At 68.8% G+C, this 19201-nt stretch carries 22 protein-coding genes; 21 read left to right on the top strand and 1 reads right to left on the bottom strand.

Features of this window, described 5'->3' with window-relative positions; all coding sequences use genetic code 11:
• Positions 1–51: 51 nt before the first annotated feature.
• From K420_RS18170 to K420_RS0104680, 4 genes are read left to right on the top strand one after another with little or no spacing between them, the layout of a single operon-like run.
• A complete protein-coding gene (locus K420_RS18170) occupies positions 52–876 on the top strand; it encodes an HDOD domain-containing protein (protein WP_198293795.1) in 825 nt (274 codons plus the stop codon).
• Positions 877–931: 55 nt separating this feature from the next.
• Positions 932–1756 carry an ABC transporter permease gene (locus K420_RS0104690; RefSeq protein ID WP_332308162.1) on the top strand — a complete coding sequence of 275 codons (825 nt, stop codon included), beginning with the start codon at positions 932–934 and terminating at the stop codon, positions 1754–1756.
• 9 nt (positions 1757–1765) lie between these two features.
• Positions 1766–2083, top strand: coding sequence for a divalent-cation tolerance protein CutA (gene cutA / locus K420_RS0104685; RefSeq protein WP_027457034.1), 318 nt, complete (start codon positions 1766–1768; stop codon positions 2081–2083).
• Positions 2080–3846: a protein-disulfide reductase DsbD gene (locus K420_RS0104680; RefSeq protein WP_027457033.1), complete on the top strand. Its 1767-nt coding sequence runs from the start codon at positions 2080–2082 to the stop codon at positions 3844–3846. The genes cutA and K420_RS0104680 overlap by 4 nt, the downstream gene beginning before the upstream one ends.
• Here the strand turns inward: K420_RS0104680 and K420_RS0104675 are convergent.
• On the bottom strand, positions 3843–4517 hold the full coding sequence (locus tag K420_RS0104675; RefSeq protein WP_035854527.1) for a phosphatase PAP2 family protein: 675 nt from the start codon (positions 4515–4517) through the stop codon (positions 3843–3845). The genes K420_RS0104680 and K420_RS0104675 overlap by 4 nt on opposite strands.
• A 140-nt stretch (positions 4518–4657) precedes the next feature.
• Between K420_RS0104675 and K420_RS0104670 the strand changes: the two genes are divergently transcribed.
• From K420_RS0104670 to fabG, 17 genes are all read left to right on the top strand, one after another.
• Positions 4658–4897, top strand: a complete 240-nt coding sequence (locus tag K420_RS0104670) for an acyl carrier protein (protein WP_027457031.1) — start codon at positions 4658–4660, stop codon at positions 4895–4897.
• Between the two features lie 3 nt (positions 4898–4900).
• Complete coding sequence (locus K420_RS0104665; protein ID WP_027457030.1) at positions 4901–6154, top strand: beta-ketoacyl-[acyl-carrier-protein] synthase family protein; 1254 nt, start codon at positions 4901–4903, stop codon at positions 6152–6154.
• A gap of 18 nt (positions 6155–6172) precedes the next feature.
• Positions 6173–6457 carry a phosphopantetheine-binding protein gene (locus K420_RS0104660; protein WP_027457029.1) on the top strand — a complete coding sequence of 95 codons (285 nt, stop codon included), beginning with the start codon at positions 6173–6175 and terminating at the stop codon, positions 6455–6457.
• Positions 6454–7119, top strand: a complete 666-nt coding sequence (locus K420_RS0104655; RefSeq protein ID WP_027457028.1) for a COG4648 family protein — start codon at positions 6454–6456, stop codon at positions 7117–7119. Before K420_RS0104660 ends, K420_RS0104655 begins: the two co-directional genes overlap by 4 nt.
• Positions 7116–8462: an AMP-binding protein gene (locus tag K420_RS0104650; RefSeq protein WP_027457027.1), complete on the top strand. Its 1347-nt coding sequence runs from the start codon at positions 7116–7118 to the stop codon at positions 8460–8462. Before K420_RS0104655 ends, K420_RS0104650 begins: the two co-directional genes overlap by 4 nt.
• Positions 8449–8754 (top strand): 3-hydroxyacyl-ACP dehydratase FabZ family protein, encoded by a 306-nt coding sequence (locus tag K420_RS20685; protein ID WP_027457026.1) that lies wholly within the window; start codon positions 8449–8451, stop codon positions 8752–8754. Before K420_RS0104650 ends, K420_RS20685 begins: the two co-directional genes overlap by 14 nt.
• Positions 8751–9662: an LpxL/LpxP family acyltransferase gene (locus tag K420_RS0104640; protein ID WP_027457025.1), complete on the top strand. Its 912-nt coding sequence runs from the start codon at positions 8751–8753 to the stop codon at positions 9660–9662. Before K420_RS20685 ends, K420_RS0104640 begins: the two co-directional genes overlap by 4 nt.
• Entirely contained in the window at positions 9659–10228 is a 570-nt protein-coding gene (locus K420_RS0104635; protein ID WP_027457024.1) for a LolA-related protein, read from the top strand. Before K420_RS0104640 ends, K420_RS0104635 begins: the two co-directional genes overlap by 4 nt.
• Positions 10225–12555 carry an MMPL family transporter gene (locus K420_RS0104630; RefSeq protein ID WP_027457023.1) on the top strand — a complete coding sequence of 777 codons (2331 nt, stop codon included), beginning with the start codon at positions 10225–10227 and terminating at the stop codon, positions 12553–12555. Before K420_RS0104635 ends, K420_RS0104630 begins: the two co-directional genes overlap by 4 nt.
• Positions 12552–13193 carry a hypothetical protein gene (locus K420_RS0104625; protein WP_027457022.1) on the top strand — a complete coding sequence of 214 codons (642 nt, stop codon included), beginning with the start codon at positions 12552–12554 and terminating at the stop codon, positions 13191–13193. Before K420_RS0104630 ends, K420_RS0104625 begins: the two co-directional genes overlap by 4 nt.
• Positions 13194–13195: 2 nt before the next feature.
• Positions 13196–13996, top strand: a complete 801-nt coding sequence (locus K420_RS0104620) for a polysaccharide deacetylase family protein (RefSeq protein ID WP_027457021.1) — start codon at positions 13196–13198, stop codon at positions 13994–13996.
• Positions 13993–14715 (top strand): class I SAM-dependent methyltransferase, encoded by a 723-nt coding sequence (locus K420_RS0104615; protein WP_027457020.1) that lies wholly within the window; start codon positions 13993–13995, stop codon positions 14713–14715. Before K420_RS0104620 ends, K420_RS0104615 begins: the two co-directional genes overlap by 4 nt.
• Positions 14716–14719: 4 nt before the next feature.
• Positions 14720–15895 carry a DUF1615 domain-containing protein gene (locus K420_RS0104610; protein ID WP_027457019.1) on the top strand — a complete coding sequence of 392 codons (1176 nt, stop codon included), beginning with the start codon at positions 14720–14722 and terminating at the stop codon, positions 15893–15895.
• Between the two features lie 101 nt (positions 15896–15996).
• Positions 15997–17199, top strand: coding sequence for a beta-ketoacyl-[acyl-carrier-protein] synthase family protein (locus tag K420_RS0104605; protein ID WP_027457018.1), 1203 nt, complete (start codon positions 15997–15999; stop codon positions 17197–17199).
• Complete coding sequence (locus tag K420_RS0104600) at positions 17196–18017, top strand: beta-ketoacyl synthase chain length factor (RefSeq protein WP_027457017.1); 822 nt, start codon at positions 17196–17198, stop codon at positions 18015–18017. Before K420_RS0104605 ends, K420_RS0104600 begins: the two co-directional genes overlap by 4 nt.
• On the top strand, positions 18011–18460 hold the full coding sequence (locus K420_RS0104595) for a hotdog family protein (RefSeq protein ID WP_027457016.1): 450 nt from the start codon (positions 18011–18013) through the stop codon (positions 18458–18460). The genes K420_RS0104600 and K420_RS0104595 overlap by 7 nt, the downstream gene beginning before the upstream one ends.
• Complete coding sequence (gene fabG / locus K420_RS0104590) at positions 18457–19176, top strand: 3-oxoacyl-ACP reductase FabG (RefSeq protein ID WP_027457015.1); 720 nt, start codon at positions 18457–18459, stop codon at positions 19174–19176. Before K420_RS0104595 ends, fabG begins: the two co-directional genes overlap by 4 nt.
• Positions 19177–19201: the final 25 nt, after the last annotated feature.

Below are 19201 nucleotides of genomic sequence, written 5' to 3'. Positions count from 1 at the left end.
CACTCACCCGGCGCCCCGCATAAGCCGACGGCCGAAACCGTCGAGGCACGCATGAAAATCGCCGTACGCGACATCGGCATTCCGCCGCGACCAACCATCCTGAGCCAGATCGAGCAGGAAGCCGCGAAGGACGAGCCGGATTTCCTCCATCTCGCCCGCCTGCTCAGCCAGGATGTCGGCTTGTCGGCCGGCATCATCAAGGTCGCCAATTCCCCGTTCTTCTCCTTCCGCAAGAAGATCCCGACGGTCCAGGAAGCGCTGCTCGTCCTTGGCCTCAAACTGGTCGTCAACACCATCGCCGGCCTCGCCCTGAGACAGACTTTCCAGCATGTGCCGAACATGGAACGCTTCTGGGATGCCTCGGCCGCGACAGCGGAAACGTCAGCCATGCTGGTCCGGGAAATCGGCGGCGATCTCGGCCTACGCCCGGCGGACGCCCACACCTTCGCGCTGTTCCGCGATTGCGGCATTCCGATGCTGATGATTCCCTTCCCGGAATACCGGGAGATCCTGGCCAGCGCCAATCAGGAAGCCAGCCGGCCGTTCACCGCCGTCGAGGACGAGGCGATCGGGCTCAACCATGCCCTGGTCGGCGCCGAACTGGCCGAGGACTGGTTGCTGCAGCGGGACACCTGCCTCGCCATCCGCCATCATCACGACCGGGCGGTGCTCGACGGTGAACACGACGTATCGCTCCGCGCCCGCCGCCTGATCGCCATCGCCCAGCTGGCCGAATACCTGATCCAGCAAAGGACCGCCCAGTCCCAGACCAGCGAATGGCAGAAGCTGGGCAGCGCCTGCCTGGCCTGCCTCGACCTGCGGGAAGACGATCTGCCGGCGCTGGCCGAGGCCTGCCTGCCGGCCACCGCCACCTGAGTCGCCCCGGCGGCGTCACAAAGCATTACGACCGGGCGGGCCGGCTGGCCCTAGAATGGCGGTCTGTTCCCTGCCGCCCATCCGCCATCGCCCGATGTCCGCCACGCTGCCCGCCCATCGCCCGAATCCGCTCGGCTTCCTGCCCGTCTGGCAACGCAATTTCCTGGTCTGGCGCAAGCTGGCGCTGCCCTCCATCCTCGGCAACCTGGCCGATCCGCTGATCTACATGCTCGGCCTCGGCTACGGCCTGGGTGCCATGCTGCCCAGCATCGACGGCCAGCCCTACGTCGCCTTCCTCGCCGCCGGCACGGTGTGCGCCTCGACGATGAATGCCGCCACCTTCGAGGCCCTCTATTCGGCCTTCTCCCGCATGCATGTGCAGAAGACCTGGGACGCCATCCTCAACACGCCGCTCGGCCTGGCCGACGTGGTGGCCGGCGAGCTGTTCTGGGCGGCGACCAAGTCGCTGTTCTCCGGCGCCGCCATCCTCATCGTCATCACCGGCATGGGCCTGACCAACGGCCCGCTGGCCCTGTGGGCGCTGCCCGCCATCGTGCTGACCGGCCTCGCTTTTGCGGCGCTCGGCCTGATCTGGAACGCGCTGGCGCCGAGCTACGATTTCTTCATGTATTACTTCACGCTGTTCATCACGCCGATGACGCTGATTTCCGGCGTCTTCTTCCCGACTGACCAGCTGCCCGGCTGGCTGGCCGCCGTCGGCCAGTGGCTGCCACTCGCCCAGGGCGTCGCGCTGATCCGTCCGCTGCTCGCCGGGCAGGTGCCGGCCGACGCCCTGATCCACATCATGGCGCTGCTCGCCACCACCGCCGTAGCCTTCGCCATCGCCCTGCGCCTGACCCGGCGCCGCCTGCTAAAGTAGAATTCGCTTATGGATATCCGCCTCGTCATCACCAACTGCCCGGACGAAGAAACGGCCAACCGCATCGCGCTGGCCGTGGTCGAGGCAAAACTCGCTGCCTGCGTGAACATCCTGCCGCGCGTGCAGTCCATCTACCGCTGGCAAGGCGCGGTCGAATCGGTAGCTGAAGTGCCCTTGCTGATCAAGACCACCGCCGCGGCCTACCCGGCCCTCGAAGCCGCCATCCGCGAAAGCCACCCCTACGACGTCCCCGAAATCATCGCCCTGCCGATCACCGCCGGGTTGCCGGCCTACCTGAACTGGCTGGCCGCCGAAACACGCCAATGACCATGCGTATCCTCCTTTTCCTCTTCTCGCTGCTTGTTTCCCTGGCCCACGCCGAGGAATTCCTCGACCCGGCCGTTGCCTTCAAGCCCAGCGTGCGCGCCCTCGATGGCCAGACCCTTGAAGTCAGCTACGAGATCGCCAAGGGCTACTACCTGTACCGGGAAAAATTCCGCTTCGTCGCCGAGGGCGATACCGCGACGCTCGGCGAACCGAGCCTCCCGAAGGGCAAGGAGAAGAACGACGACAACTTCGGCAAGGTCGAGGTCTATTACAAGCAGGCCGTCGTCCGGGTACCGGTCGAACGCAACGCGTCCGGGCCGCTGACGCTGAACGTCAAGGTCACCTCGCAGGGCTGTGCCGATGCCGGCGTCTGCTACCCGCCGCAGACCCAGACGCTGAGCGTCACGCTGCCCGACCCGGCGACCACACCGAGCGCCACCGCGGCGGCCCGTGCCGGAGAGGGCGACGAGAGCGGCATGATTGCGGCGACCCTGAAGGATGCCGGTTTCTGGGCCATTCTCGCTTTCTTCTTCGTTGCCGGCCTCGGCCTGTCACTGACCCCCTGCGTCTTCCCGATGATTCCGATCCTCTCCGGCATCATCGCCGGGCAGGGCGACAAGGCTTCGCATGCCCGCGGTTTCGCGCTGTCCATGGCCTACGTACTGGGCATGGCCGTCACTTATGCCGCCGCCGGTGTCGCCGCCGGCCTGACCGGCACGCTGATCTCCAGTGCCTTGCAGAATGCCTGGGTACTCGGCGGATTCGCACTGGTTTTCGTCATCCTGTCCTTCTCGATGTTCGGTTTCTACGAGCTGCAGCTGCCGACCTCCCTGCAGAGCAAGCTATCGGAAGAATCTGGCCACCTGCAGGGCGGGCGCGGCATCGGTGTCTTCCTGATGGGCGCGCTGTCGGCGCTGATCGTCGGCCCCTGCGTCGCCGCCCCACTGGCCGGCGCGCTGCTCTACATCGGCCAGACCGGCGATGCGGTACTCGGCGGCACGGCGCTGTTCGTCATGGCGCTCGGCATGGGCGCGCCACTGATCGCCGTCGGCGTGGCCGGCGGCTCGCTGCTGCCGAAAACCGGGCCGTGGATGGAAGGTGTCAAGAAGGCCTTCGGCGTGCTGCTGCTCGCCACCGCCGTCTGGCTGGTGTCGCCGGTCGTACCGCCGATTGCCAGCATGCTGGCCTGGGCGCTGCTGCTCATCGTGCCGGCCATCTACCTGCACGCCCTCGACCCGCTGCCGCCACACGCCAAGGGCTGGCAACGCTTCTGGAAGGGCATCGGCATCGTCATGCTGCTCACCGGCGCCGCGCTGCTCATCGGCGCCCTGGCCGGCAGCCGCGACCCGCTACAGCCGCTGGCCGGCCTGCGCGGCACGGCCATCGCGGCCGAAACGAAGCATCTGCCTTTCGAGCGCGTGACCTCGGTGGCCGACCTGGAAGCCAAGATCGCCGCCGCCGGCAAGCCGGTGATGCTCGATTTCTATGCCGACTGGTGCGTGTCGTGCAAGGAAATGGAGAAATTCACCTTCGCCGACCCCGCCGTACAGGCCAAACTGGCCGGATACCGGCTGTTGCAGGCCGACGTGACGGCCAATTCGGCCGATGACAAGGCGCTGCTCGCCCGCTTCAAGTTGTTCGGCCCACCGGGCATCATCTTCTTCGACGCCCAGGGCCGGGAAAACACGGCGGTGCGCATCGTCGGCTTCCAAGACGCCGCGCAGTTCCAGAACACGCTGGCCCGGCTGGGAAGCGCCGGCTAAATCCGCTCGGCACGCAGGCTGCCGGTGGCGTGACGCAAGGCCGGCAGGGCGAAGGCCAGGCCGACGACCAGGCCGGCGACGACATCGAGCACGACGTGCTGGCGGGTGGCGACGGTCGACCACAGGATGGCCAGGCATTGCAGGGCATTCAGCCAGCGCAGCCAGGCCGGGCTACCGATGGCGAGGCAGATGCGGTCGAGCCAGAGCGCGGTGAAGACCGCAGCGGCGACATGCAGCGACGGGCAGGCGTTGCCGCCGGTATCGACGGTCTTGATCACCGCCATTTCCGGATACAGGCTCCAGTCGATGCCGGACGGCGGCACCGCGGTGGGAAACAGCCAGAATAGCCCGAGGCAGAACAGGCACATGGCGGCGATCCAGACGCCGAACAGGGCCAGGGTACGGAATTCGCGGAGCAGGGCGGGGGGCAGCGAGGCATAGGCCCAGAGCGAGACATAGGCCGGAAAAGCCAGCGGCGTGAAGGGAATCCAGGCATCGGCCGCGATCTGCGGCATGACCGTCGCCGGCGCCAGCGGAAAGCGCAGCACGCCGAAATACCCCCAGAAGAACAGGGCCATGAAGGCCATGGTGCCGAATGCCTTGAGCGGCACGAGGTACAGCAGACGGGCGACGATCTGCCGGGTCCAGTGCGGTCGTTCGGAAGCTGACATCGGGCGTCGGTGGCGGGGAAATGAAAAAGGAAGCGCCATGGTAGCAAATCACACCGGCCGGCCGTCGGTTTCCTCCCCAACCCCTTGTCATCGGGCAGAAACCTTTGGAAATCATGGGCTTTCGGCTAAAATTCGCGCCCATGGATTCCATTGGCCTGATTCGCGAATTTCTCAAGGACCGCCTCGGCGTTGAACCGGACAGGGTTGTTCCGGCAGCGGCGCTGGCGGAGCTCGGGGTCGATTCCCTGATGATGCTTGAACTGATGTTCGAGTTCGAGGACCGTTTCAACATCAAGCTGTCCAACGACACCACCGCGCCGAAAACCGTCGGCGACATGGTGTCCCTGATGGACGGCCTGATCGCCGCCACCCAGAGTTGAGCCATGAGCCAGCGGCGGGTTGCGATCACCGGCCTCGGGCTGGTCAATCCCTACGGTAGCGGCGGCCTGGCCGACTTCTTCGCTCGCCTGAGCGCCGGCGAATCGGCCATCCGCTACCTGCTGACCGACGACCAGCCGCGCCCGCTGTCCATCCCCTTCGTCAGCTGTCCCGCCTTCGATGCCGACACCGCGCTCGGCAAGCCGCTCGCCTCGATGATGGACCGCTTTGCCCAGCTTGGCATGGCGGCCGCCTTCGCCGCCTGGGACGATGCCGGCCTGCCGCGCCAGACCGACGGCGAATCGCGCGACAGCTGGGGCGTTGCCTGGGGCACCGCGCTGGGCGGCACGCTGGCTTACGAAAAGGGTTACCGCGAACTGTGGCAGAAGGGCCGCGAGCGCCTCTCGCCGCTCGCCGTCGTGCTCGGCATGAACAATGCCGCCAATGCCCACATCTCGATCCAGCTCGGTCTCGGCGGCATCAGCATGAGCCACACGGTGGCCTGCGCCTCGTCGGCCATCGCCATCGGCGAAGCTTTCCGCCGCGTCCGTTCCGGCGAGGCGACGATCATGGTCACCGGCGGCTCGGACGTGCCGCAGGCCTATGGCGTCGCCCGCGCCTGGGAAGCCCTGCGCGTCATGGCCCCCGGCGATGCCGACACCTCGCCGCAAGCCTGCCGCCCCTTCGCCGCCGACCGCCGCGGCCTAGTGCTCGGCGAGGGTGGCGCGGCGCTGGTACTCGAAGACTGGGAGCATGCCGTCGCCCGGGGCGCCACGATCCACGGCGAAATCGTCGGCTACGGCACGAGTTGCGACCACAGCCACCTGGTCAAGCCGGAAGTCGCCGGCCAGGTACGCGCCCTCCACCTGACCCTGGCCGACGCCGGCCTGACACCGGCCGACATCGACTACGTCAATGCCCACGGCACGGCCACGGCGGAAGGCGACCCGGTCGAGGTCGCGGCGCTGAAACAGGTCTTCGGCGAGCGCGCCGCGCAGCTGCCGGTCAGCGCCACCAAATCCATGCATGGCCACCTGCTCGGCGCGGCCGGCGCCATTGAGGCGATTGCCACCGTGCTGGCCCTGCGCGAGCAGGTCGTGCCACCCACCGCCCACCTCGACGGCAAGCTCGACCCGGCCTGTGCCGGCGTCGATCATGTCACCACCGGCCGCCGCCAGCCGCTGCGCGCCGCCCTCTCCAATTCCTTCGCCTTCGGCGGCAGCAACGCGGTCCTTGCCTTCCGCGCCGTCGCGCCGTAATTTCCCGGAAATTCCGTCATGTCCCAAGCCATTTCTCCGGAAGCCGTCGACGCCCTGTTGCCGGAAGTCGCCGACCTGATCGTCACGGCCCTCAACCTCGACATGAGCCCGGCCGAAATCGAGGCCGACGCGCCGCTGTTCGGCGACGGCCTCGGCCTGGATTCGATCGACGTGCTGGAAATCGCCCTGGTCATCTCGAAGAAGTACGGCTTCCAGCTCAAGTCGGACAATCAGGACAACGTCCGCATCTTCTCGTCGCTGCGCGCCCTGGCGACGCATATCGCCAGCCAGCGCACGCAATGACCGTGACCCCGGCCCAGCTGCTGCGCGGCCTGGCCGTGGTCGCCTTTCTCGTTGCCTGGGCACTGCTCGCCCACGTCGGCAGCGCCGGCGAAGGCTCGGCCGATCTGTCGGTCCTGCTCGGTGTGACGCCGATCATGGCGGCGGTCGGTCTGCTCCTCTGGCGCAGCCGCTACCCGCTGCTGGCCGGCGGCGGCAACCTGGCCATGCTCGGCGCCATCGTCTGGTTGTGGCCGACCCTGCGCCAGAACGTCGCCCTGCTGTTCTTCGTCCAGCACCTCGGCACCAACCTGGCGCTCGGCACCCTGTTCGGACGCAGCCTGCTCGGCGGCGGCGAGGCGCTGATCACCCAGCTGGCGCGCGCCGTCCATCAGGGCGCGCTGTCCGAGCGCAAGCGACGCCATACCCGCCAGGCAACGCTGGCCTGGACGCTGTTCTTCCTGGGCAACGCGCTGGTTTCCGTCATCCTCTGGCTGTTCGCACCGCCATCGGTATGGTCGATCTACGCCAACCTGTTGTCGATGCCGCTGCTCGCCGCCATGTTCGCCGCCGAGCACATCTGGCGCCTCATCGTCCTGCCGCCGGAGGAAAGGCCCAGCCTGGCCCAGGTTGCCCGCGCCTATCGCCTGCACAGCAAACAGACACCGCCGGCCAATCCGTCATGAATCGCCTCCCCTTGCTCGCCGGCGACGACCTCGCCGCCGTCTTCGCCTGGCGCCCGGAAGGCCCGGTCAGCGTCGGCGACTACCTGGCCGACGTGCATGCGCTGGCCGAACGGTTGCCGGCCACCGGCCACCTGCTCAACCTGTGCCACGACCGCTACCGCTTCGCAGTCGGTTTCGCGGCCGGCCTGCTGCGCGGCATGACCAGCCTGCAGCCCTCGTCGCAATCACCGGAAACCTTCCGCCGCCTGGCCGCCGATTTCCCCGATCTGGTTGCCTTGTGCGACGACCCGGTCGAGACGCCGGAGCTGTCACGTTTCGACTTCCCGCTCCTGGTCCGTGGCCGGAGCACCCCGACCATCCCGCAGATTGCCGTCGACCACCTGGCCGCCATCCTGTTCACCTCGGGTTCGACCGGCCTGCCGCAGGCGCAGAAGAAAACCTGGGGCAAGCTGGTGCTGAACGGCCGGGCCGGGGCCCAGGCGCTGGGCCTCGACCGTCGGCCGCATGTCCTGGTCGGCACCGTGCCGGTGCAGCACAGTTACGGCTTCGAATCGACCTTCCTGCTCGCCCTGCACGGCGGCTGTCCGTTCTGGTCGGGCAAACCCTTCTACCCGCAGGACATCGCCAGTACGCTGGCCGCCGTGCCGCAACCGCGCCTGCTGGTCACGACGCCCTTCCACCTGTCGGCGCTGCTCGCCGCCGGCATCGATCTGCCGGCCGTCGACCTGCTGCTCTCCGCCACCGCTCCGCTATCGACCAAGCTGGCGACCGAGGCCGAGACGCGGACTGGCGCACCACTGCTCGAAATCTACGGCTCGACCGAGTCCGGCCAGCTGGCCAGCCGGCGGACGACCGACGGGGCGACGTGGACCCTGCTGCCCGGCGTGCGCCTGGAGCAGGACGGCGACCACACGCTGGCCTGTGCCGGCCATGTCGAGGGGCGGGTCGCGCTGTCCGACGTCATCGAATTGCTGCCTGACGGCCGTTTCCTGCTGCACGGCCGGCATGCCGACCTGATCAACATCGCCGGCAAGCGCACCTCGCTCGCCTACCTGAACCATCAGCTGGCTGCCGTGCCGGGCGTGGCGGACGGGGCCTTCTTCCTGCCCGACGAGGAAAGCCCGGACGGCATTACCCGGCTGGCGGCCTTCGTCGTCGCCCCCGGCCTGACGGCCCGCCAGATCACCGTCGTGCTGCGCCAGCGGATCGAAGCCATCTTCCTGCCACGGCCGCTGGTGCTGGTCGATGAATTGCCGCGCAACAGCACCGGCAAGCTGCCGCGCAGCGGCCTGCAGACGCTCTATGCCGAGCACGTGGAAAGGGCAGGGCATGGCCGAAGCTGAATTCGCCTGGCACGTGCCGACCGACCATCCGGCCTTTGCCGGCCATTTCCCGGGCCGCCCCATCGTGCCGGGCGTCGTGCTGCTTGACCGGGCGATCCACTTTGCCGAAATCCTGCTCGGTCGCCCGGGGCTGGCCTGGCAGGTTGGCAACGCCAAGTTCTTCAGCCCGGTCGGCCCCGGGGAAACGCTGACGTTCGCGCTGCAGCAGAAAGCCAGCGGGGCGATTGCCTTCGCCGTGCAGGCTGCCGGCCGCGACATCGCCGCCGGCAGCCTGACGCCGCCCGCGCCATGAACCCGGGAAAACCCGCCGCAGCCGACTGGCGGCGCCAGCAGGAACGCAGCAATCTCGCCATCCTCAAGCTGATGGTCTGGATCTCGCTGACCTTCGGCCGCGCCATCGGCCGCCTCGTCCTGCACGGCATTGCCGCCTATTTCGTGCTCTTTTCACCGAAGGCCCGCCGCTGCAGCCGCGACTACCTGCACCGGGCGCTCGGCCGCTGGGCCGAATGGTCGGACGGCTACCGCCATGTCTTCAGCTTCGCCAGCACCATCCACGACCGCATCTACCTGCTCAACGACCGTTTCGACCTGTTCGATATCGAGGTGATCGGCGAAGCGGCGGTCAGCGCGGCAGCCCGCAGCCAGCCCGGCGTGCTGCTGATCGGCGCCCACCTCGGCAGCTTCGAGGCGCTGCGCGCCGTCGGCCGGGGGCAGGGCGGGCTGCCGGTGGCGATGCTGATGTACGAGGAAAACGCCCGCAAGATCAACGCCACGCTGGAAGCAATCAACCCGGCGGCCAGCCAGGACATCATCCCGCTCGGCCGGATGGATTCCATGCTGCAGGCCCGCGACAAGCTGGAAGCCGGCTACGCGGTGGGCATGCTGGCCGACCGCAGCCTGGGCGACGATGCGACCATCCCTTGCGATTTCCTCGGCCAGCCGGCCCCCTTCCCGGTCGGCCCCTGGCGGATGGCTGCCCTGCTGCGCCGGCCGGTCTTCTTCATGACCGGGCTTTACCTCGGCGGCAACCGCTACCGCCTGCACTTCGAGCCGCTGGCTGATTTTTCACAGACGCCGCGCGCCGATCGCGATGCCGCCATCCGCGCCGCCATGCAACGCTACGCCGACCGCCTGAGCCATTTTTGCCGGCAGGCGCCCTACAACTGGTTCAATTTCTTCGATTTCTGGCTGAAAAAATGATCAAACGCCTGCTCGGCTGCCTGTTCCTGCTCGCCATTGCCACTACCGCCAGCGCCGCCTTCGACATCGGCCAGCTGATGGGCGACCTGGCCCGCCACAAGGGCGGCAAGGCGAAGTTCGTCGAGAAGAAGTACTTCGCCATCCTCGACAAGCCGGTCGTCGCCACCGGCGAAATGACCTATACGGCGCCCGACCGTCTGGAGAAGCGGACGCTGACCCCCAAGGTCGAAACGATGATTCTCGACAAGGACATCCTGTCCATCGAACGCGACAAGCAGAAGCTGTCGATCAACCTGGCCAACCAGCCCGAGGCACTCGCCTTCGTGGACAGCATCCGCGGTACGCTGTCCGGCAACCGGGCGGCGCTGGAGAAGAACTACGCGCTACACCTGGCCGGCAACCGCGACAAATGGGTGCTCACCCTGCTGCCCAGCGACCAGAAGATCGCCAGCCTGGTGCAGCGCATCACGGTCAGCGGCAGCAAGAACCAGGTGCGCGTCATCGAATACCTGCAGGCCGACGGCGACCGGGCGGTGCTGAACATCGACCCGGTCGAAACCCAATGACCCGGCCGGCGACACGCGCCTTCCTTCTCTGGCTGCTGGCCATGGCCGCCGGTGCGCTGGTCGTCTGGCACAGCCGTTTTTCGGCCGACATGAGCTTCTTCCTGCCCGCCAGGCCGAGTGCCGAGCAGCAGGTCCTGGTCGACCAGCTGAAGGAGGGCGTCGTGTCGCGCCTGCTGATGGTGGCGGTCGAGGGCGGCGACCCGGCCGGGCGGGCGGCCGCCTCCCGCCAATTGCGCGCCCGGCTCGGCGCCCTGCCTGAATTCGTTTCGGTGCAGAACGGCGAAAGCGGCAGCCAGGATGCCGACCGCGATTTCCTGTTTGCCCACCGCTACCTGCTCAGCCCGGCCGTCACCCCGGCGCGCTTCACCGAGGAGGGCCTGCGCGCGGCCGTCGCCAACAGCATCGACCTGCTCGCCTCGCCGGCCGGCCTGATGCTCAAGCCGCTGCTGCCGCGCGACCCGACCGGCGAACTGGTCGAGATGATCGCCGGCCTCAACGCCGGCGCCCAGCCCAATGTGCGGGACGGCGTGTGGGCTTCGCGCGATGGCGAGCGGGCCATGCTGCTCATCCAGACCGCGGCGCTCGGCTCCGACACCGACGGCCAGGAGAGGGCCATTGGCCTGATCCGCAGCACCTTCGCCGCCCTTGCCCCGGCCGGCGAACTCCGCCTGCAGCTCTCCGGTCCCGGCCTGTTCGCCGTCAAGTCGCGGACGACCATCCAGCACGAAGTCAGCCGCCTGACCCTGATCAGCACGCTGGCCATCGTCGCCGTGCTGTTCTTCGTCTATCGCTCGCCGCGCCTGATGACCCTCGGCCTGCTGCCGGTGGTGAGCGGTGCGCTGGCCGGCATCGTCGCCGTCAGCCTGGCTTACGGCACGGTATTCGGCATCACGGTCGGCTTCGGCTCGGCCCTGATCGGCGAGGCGGTCGATTACTCCATCTACTATTTCGTGCAGTCTGGCCGGCTCGGCGTCGACCCGTGGCGGGCGCGCTTCTGGCCGACCATCCGCCTCGGCGTACTGACCTCGGTCGGCGGTTTCGCCGCGCTGCTTTTTTCCGGTTTTCCCGGACTCGCCCAGCTCGGCCTCTACGCCTTGAGCGGGGTACTGACCGCCGCGCTGGTCACCCGCTACATCCTGCCACCGCTGGCCGGCAGCGACATCCGGCTGCGCGACCTGAGCCATTTCGGTCCCGTCCTCAAGCGCGGCATTGCACTGCTCCAGGTCCTGCGCTGGCCGGTACTCGCGCTCACCGTGGCTGCTGCCATACTGCTTGCCGTCAACCGCGACCACCTGTGGCACCCCAACTTGTCGGCCCTGAGCACGGTCAGCGCCGAGGATGGCGCCATCGACCAGGCCTTGCGCGCCGACATTTCCGCCCCGGATGCCCGCTACATGGTGGTGATCACCGCCGCCGACCGCGAATCGGCCCTGCAGGCCGCCGAGCGGGCCGGCGAGCAGCTGGATGGCCTGATCGCTACCGGCCTCATCGGCGGCTACGACAGTCCGGCCCGCTTCCTGCCCTCCGCTGCCCGGCAGGCCGAACGCCGCGCCAGCCTGCCGCCCACGACCGAGCTGCAGCCGCGCCTGAAGGCCGCGCTGGCCGATTCGCCGCTGGCCGCCCACAAGCTGGGGGGCTTCCTCGCCGACCTCGAGCAGACCCGGCTGCACGGCCATATCGACCGCGCCACGCTGGACGGCACCGGCCTGGCGCTGGCCGTCGATTCCCTGCTGTTGCAGCGGTCGACCGGCTGGAGCGTACTGCTGCCCTTGCGCCCGCCGGGCGGCGAGCAGGGCGTCGATATCGCCATCGAGCCGGTGCGCGCCGCGCTGGCCGGTTCCGGCGCACTGTTCGTGGACATGAAGCACGAGTTCGACACGCTGTACAACGACTACCTGGACGAAGCGACGCTGCTCTCGCTGGCCGGCTTCGTCGCCATCGTCGGCCTGCTCGCCACCACGCTGCGCTCGGCCCGCCGCCTCGGCCGCCTGCTCCTGCCGCTGCTCGCTTCGGTCGCCCTGGTCATCGCCAGCCTGCACCTGGCCGGCGAGCAACTCCACCTGCTGCACCTGATCGGCATGCTGCTCATCGTCGCCGTCGGCTCCAACTACGCGCTGTTCTTCGACCATGCCGGGCAGACCGGTGAGCTGGACGACGCGACGCTGGTCTCGATGGTCGTCGCCAACCTGACCACGGCCATCGGCTTCGGCACGCTGGCCCTGTCCGATGTGCCGGTGCTGCATGCAGTCGGCGCCACGGTTGGCCCCGGCGCCATCCTGGCGCTGCTGCTCGCCGCCTGTTTCGTCAGCCGGCCGGAGCAGGCATGAGCCAGCCCCTGCGCAGCCTGCATCAGACCTCCGGCGGCGATACGCTGCTCGTCCTGCTACCGGGCGCCTACATGACGCCCGAGCACTATGCCGAGCATTGCTTCCCGACCGTCGCCGCCCGCCGCCTTGCGGTCGACCTGCAGGCCATCGACCTCGGCGTCGATGCGGTGACCAGCGGCGAAGCGATCCCGGCCGTCGTCGACCAGATTCTCCGCCCGGCCCGCGCCCGATACGCCCGGCTCTGGCTGGGCGGCATTTCGCTCGGCGGCCTGCTCGCCCTTTGCCTGAATGCCGACCACCCCGGCCTGGCCGACGGCCTGTGCCTGATCGCACCGTATCCGGGCAGCCGGCTGACCACCAATGCCATCGCCCGGGCCGGCGGACTGGACGCCTGGACGCCGACAGCCGCGGAACTGGCCGACCCGGAATTCCGCGCCTACCGCTGGCTCAAGGCGCCACCGGCCGACCTGCCGGTTTTCGTCGGCCATGGCCGCGAGGACCGCTTCGCGCCCGGCATGCAGGCCATCGCCGACCGCTTTCCGCCGGCTGCCCGGCAGGTGGTGGCCGGCGGCCACGATTGGCCGGCCTGGGGCCGATTGTGGGAACATTTTCTCGACCGCAGCCTCCTGACTGCCTGAGCATGCCGAACCGCTGGAAACCCTCGCCCGCCCTCCGCGCCACCTTCGCCATCCACGCCGGCGCCGCAGTCGGCTGCCTGCTCGCGCCGGCCATCTGGCCCTGGGCACTCGGCGCGCTGGTCATCAACCATGCGGTGATCACCGTCGCCGGCCTGCTGCCGCGCTCAACCCTGCTCGGCCCCAACCTGACCCGCCTGCCGCCGGCTTCCGTCGCGCTGCGCGAGGTGGCGATCACCATCGACGACGGACCAGACCCGGACGTCACGCCGCAGGTGCTCGACATCCTCGACGCAGCCGGTGCCCGCGCCACGTTCTTCTGCATCGGCTGGCGCGCCCGCGAAAATCCGGCCCTGTGCCGGGACATCGTCGCCCGCGGCCATCAGGTCGAGAACCATGGCGACAGCCATTCCAAGGCCTTCGCTTTTTTCGGGCCGCGCCGCATGCGGGCCGACATCGCCGCCGGCCAGGCCACCTTGGCCGGCATCACCGGCCAACCGCCGCGCTATTTCCGCGCCACCGCCGGTTTGCGCAACCCCTTCCTCGACCCGGTGCTGCACCGGCTCGGCATCCGGCTCGCCGCCTGGACGCGCCGCCCCTACGATACGCGCTGCGGCGACCCGGACACCGTCCTGGCCCGCCTGACCCGTGATCTCGCCCCCGGCGACATCCTGCTCCTGCACGACGGCCACGCCGCCCGCACGGCGGACGGCCAGCCGGTCATCCTCGCCGTGCTACCCCGCCTGCTCGCCGTGCTGCGCGAAAAGGAACTCAACCCCGTCACGCTGAACCAAGCCATTTCATGACCAAGCGTTTCCTCAACCAACTGCTCGACGAAGCCAGCCGCCCCTTCCGCCCCGGCGGCCATTTCGCCTACCACTACGCGCGCGGCAAGCTGTCCTCCGACAGCATCTTCCGTGAAATCCTCAAGCGCGGCCTGTTCACCGCGCCGGGCCGCTACCTCGACCTCGGCTGCGGCCAGGGCAGCCTGTTCGCCTGGCTGCTCGCCGCCCGCCAGCTGTACGAAGCCGGCCACTGGCCGAAGGACTGGCCGGCCGCCCCGAAGCCGCTGCTGCTGCATGGCATCGAGCTGATGCAGAAGGACGTGGACCGCGCCGCCCTGGCCTTCGGAGCGCACCACCCGATCGTCCGCATCGAGCAGGGCGACATGACGACGGCCGATTTCGGCCACGCCGACGTGATCACCATCCTCGACGCCCTGCATTACTTCGACCACGCCCGCCAGACGGACGTCATCCGCCGCATCCGCGCCGCCCTGCCGCCGGGCGGCCTGTTCCTCACCCGCGTCGGCGACGCCTCGGCCGGGCTGCCCTACCACCTGTGCAACTGGGTCGACCATGCCGTCACCTTCGTCCGCGGCCACCGCCTGCCGCGTCTTTACTGCCGGACGCTCGCCGACTGGGTGGCACTTCTCGAAAGCCATGGCTTCACGGTGGAAACCGACCCGATGAACGAAGGCAAGCCCTTCGCCAACGTCATGCTGGTTTGCCGCGTTCCGGGCTGATCCAATGCGCCGCCTGCTCCTCCCGGCCCTGCTGACGGCCCTCCTGCTCGCCGGTTGTTCGACCTTCGAGGAGGGCGAGGGTGAAGGGCCGCCCCTGCCGCCCGACATGGCGCGGCGGGCAGACGGCAAGACGGCGAGGGCCTGGCCGACCGCACTGAGTGAGGCGGAAGTCCGCAAGCGCATCGTTCGCCTGCTGCCGGCGGCGGTGAAGGACAAGGCCGGCTGGGCAGAAGACCTGTACACCGCCTTCAAGGCGCTGGACGTGCCGCACGCGACGCAGACCTATTGCGCGGCCATGGCCATCATCGAGCAGGAATCGAGCTTCCAGGCCGAGCCGGTGGTACCCGGCCTGCCCGCCATCGTGCGCAAGGAACTGGAGGCGCGCGCCGGGCGCTTCGCCGTGCCGTCGCTGCTCGTCACCGCCGCGCTGAGCAAGACCTCGCCGACTGGCAAGACCTACAACGAGCGGATCGACGCACTGAAGACCGAAACCCAGCTCAATGACCTGTTCGAGGACATGATCGGCGAACTGCCTTTCGGCCGGCAGCTTTTCGCCGACTACAACCCGGTACGCACCGGCGGCCCGATGCAGGTCAGCATCGAATTCGCCAGCCAGCACGTCAAGGAACGCAGCTACCCGTATCCGATCGCCAAAAAACTGCGCAACGAGGTGTTCACCCGGCGCGGCGGCATCTATTTCGGCAGCGCCATCCTGCTCGACTACGAAGTGCCTTACGACCAGGTCGTCTATCGCTTCGCCGATTTCAACGCCGGCCGCTACAGCAGCCGCAACGCCGCTTTCCAGATCGCCCTGGGCAAGGTCAGCGGCAAGCCGCTGGCACCGGACGGTGACCTGCTGCGCTATGAGAACGGCCTGCCGGCCAATGTCGCGAGCAGCGTCGAGGATGCAGCGCTGGGTATCGCCTACCAGCTGGAGATGAGCCGGCCGCAAATCCGCCGCGACCTGCTGCTCGAAAAGACGGCGGCCTTCAGCCGCAGCCCGCTATTCACCCGGGTTTTCGCGCTGGCCGACAAGGCGGGCAAGCCGCTACCCCGCCAGGCCATGCCGCAGATCGACCTGAAGAGCCCGAAGATCAGCCGCAAGCTGACCACCGAATGGTTCGCCCGCCGGGTCGAGGGGCGCTACAAGACCTGCCTCGGGCGGGGCAACTTCCGCTAAACGGCCCCCCTTCGCCAGCGGCTCGCTGGGCGCCATCCGGGGCAGGGAGCCGGGCCGGGGGGCTCTGTTAAAATCGCCTTTTACCGAAACGGACCGGAACCGTGACCCCGCTGCTTCTTTCCGCCACCACCGCGACGACCTGCCTCGGGCGCGGCCTTGCCGCCACCCGCTCAGCCTTGCGCGAGGGCCGTAGCGGGCTGGCGCCGTGCGCCTTCGAGACGGTCGAGCTCGCCACCTGGATCGGCGAGGTACCGGGCGTCGACAACGAGCGCCTGCCGGCCCCGCTCGCCGCCTACGACTGCCGCAACAACCGCCTGACGCAGATGGCGCTCGAAACCGACGGTTTCGCCGAGCGGGTGCGTCAGGCCATTGCCCGGCACGGCCGGGACCGGGTGGGCATCTTCCTCGGCACCAGCACGGCCGGCATCCTGCAGACCGAACTGGCCTACCGCCGCCGTGATCCACAAACCGGCGCGCTACCCGCCGACTTCCATTACCGGACGACGCACAACTCCTTCTCGCTGGCCGAATTCACCCGCGACTACTTCGGCCTCACCGGCATGGCGATGGCCATTTCGACTGCCTGCTCGTCGAGCGCCAAGGTCTTCGCCGCCGCTGCCCGCCAGCTGGCACTCGGCAGCATTGACGCGGCCATCGTCGGCGGCGTCGATACCCTGTGCCTGACCACGCTGTACGGCTTCGCCTCGCTCCAGCTGACCTCGCCGCAACCCTGCCGCCCCTACGACGCCGAACGTGACGGCATCTCGATCGGCGAAGGCGCCGCCTTCGCGCTGCTCGAACGCGCCGACGGGGTTGCCAATACGCCGGCAGCCGGCTCGGTCCTGCTGCTCGGCACCGGCGAATCGAGCGACGCCTACCACATGTCCTCGCCGCACCCGGAAGGGCTGGGTGCCAGGCTGGCCATGCAGGCCGCACTGCGCTCGGCCGGCCTGGGCACCGCCGACATCGACTACATCAACCTGCACGGCACTGCCACGCCAGCCAATGACGCAGCCGAGGGCAAGGCCGTCGCCGCGCTGTTCGGCGACCGCGTGCCGTGCAGTTCGACCAAGGGCGCCACCGGCCACACACTGGGCGCCGCCGGGGCCGTCGAAGCGGTGATCTGCGCCCTGGCGCTGACCGACGGCTTCCTGCCCGGCAGCCCGGGAACGCACCGCCGCGATCCGGCCCTGCCCATCGACTACCTGCTGCAGGGCCGGCCCGCCCATCCCCGTCATGTGCTGAGCAATTCCTTCGGCTTCGGCGGCAGCAACTGCAGCCTGATCTTCGGAGTCGCACCATGAACCCGCCCCTGACCGCCTGGCTCGAAGGCGTCGGCTGTCTCGCCCCCGGCCTGCCCGACTGGCCGACCGCCCGCGCCGTGCTGCGCGGTGAGCAGGTGTACGCCCATGTGCCGACCGTCCTGCCCGCCCCGGCCATCCTGCCGCCGGCCGAACGACGCCGCGCCAGCCGGGTCGTCAAGCTCGCCCTCGCCGTCGGGCTGGAAGCCGCCGCCCAAGCTGGCGCCGATGTCGCCCAAGCTGGCGCCGATGTCGCCCAACTGGCTACCGTCTTTTCCGCCTCCGGTGCCGACGGCCACAACTGCCACGCCCTGTGCGAACAACTGGCCAGCGATGACCGCCAGATTTCGCCGACCCGCTTCCACAATTCGGTGCACAACGCCGCCGCCGGCTACTGGGGTATCGCCACCGGCGCCATGGCGCCCTGCCAGGTCATCTGCGCCTACGACGCCAGCTTCGGCGCCGGCCTGCTCGACGCGCTCGGCCAGGTCGTCGTCGACCGGCAGACGACACTGCTCATCGCCTACGACAGCGAATATCCCGAACCCCTGTTCGCGACGCGCCCCGTGCCGGATTGCGCCGGCATTGGGCTGGTTCTGGCGCCGGATCGCACGCCGCGCTCGCTGGCGCAGATCACCGTCCGTCCGACCGCCGCCGTTGCCGAACCGCTGGCCGACGCGGCGCTGGAAACCCTGCGCATTGCCATCCCGGCCCTCCGTGCCTTGCCGCTGCTGCACCGGCTGGCGCTGGGCGAGGGCGGCTCGCTGGTCGTCGACTATCTGCCGCCGATGCAACTGAGCATCGCCCTGCAACCGTGCTAGACCGCGCCGGAATCGCCGCCCGCATCCCGCACCAGGGCAGCATGTGCCTGCTCGATGCGGTGCTCGACTGGGACGACGCGCGCATCACCTGCCGCGCCACCAGCCATGCCGACCCGGCCAACCCGCTGCGCGCCGACGGCCGCCTGGGCGCCGCCAACGGCATCGAATACGCCGCGCAGGCCATGGCCGTGCATGGCGCGCTGCTCGCCGGCGATGACGGCACACCGCGCCAGGGCTACCTGACCAGCGTGCGCGGCGTGACGCTGCATGTCGCCCGCCTCGACGATCTGGCCGACGAACTGCGGGTCGCGGCCGAGCGCCTGTCCGGCGACGCCAACCACATCCTCTACCAGTTTTCCGTCAGCCACGCCGGCCGCTGCCTGCTCGAAGGCCGCGCCGCCGTCGTCCTCGACGCCACGGTCCTGAGCCAGGAGCAACCATGAAACGCGCCCTCGTCACCGGCGGTAGCGGTGGCATCGGTGCCGCCATCTGCCGGCGCCTCGCCACCGACGGCCATCACGTCATCGTGCACGCCAACCGCAGCCTGGATAAAGCCGAAGCGGTCGTCGCCACCATCCGGCAAGCAGGCGGCAGCGCCGAAGCGGTCACCTTCGACGTCACCGACCGCACCGCCACCGCCGCCGCGCTGGAAAAACTGCTCGAAAGCGGTGCCATCCAGATCCTGGTCAACAATGCCGGCATCCACGCCGATGCCGTTTTCCCCGGCATGTCCGGCACGCAGTGGGATTCGGTCATCGCTGTCTCGCTGAACGGCTTCTACAACGTCACGCAACCGCTGACCATGCCGATGATCCGCACCCGCTGGGGCCGCATCGTCACCATTACGTCGGTCGCCGGCCTGGCCGGCAATCGCGGCCAGGTCAACTACTCGGCCGCCAAGGGCGCCCTGCACGCCGCCAGCAAATCGCTGGCCCTGGAACTGGCCAGTCGCGGCATCACGGTCAACGCCGTCGCTCCCGGCATCATCACCACCGACATGAGCGAAAACGCCTTCGACACCGATGCCATCAAGCAACTGGTGCCGATGAAACGCGCCGGCCAGCCGGAAGAAGTCGCCGACCTCGTTGCTTTCCTCGCCTCCGACCGGGCGGCGTACATTTCCGGGCAGGTAATTTCGATCAACGGCGGGATGATCTGACGTTCAGCCACCGATTGCCGACCCG

The sequence above is a fragment of the Dechloromonas agitata is5 genome (assembly GCF_000519045.1).
In the GTDB taxonomy this organism is placed as follows: domain Bacteria; phylum Pseudomonadota; class Gammaproteobacteria; order Burkholderiales; family Rhodocyclaceae; genus Azonexus; species Azonexus agitatus.
Note: the sequence above shows the minus strand (reverse complement) of the source record. Positions and strands in the feature narration are given on the sequence as shown.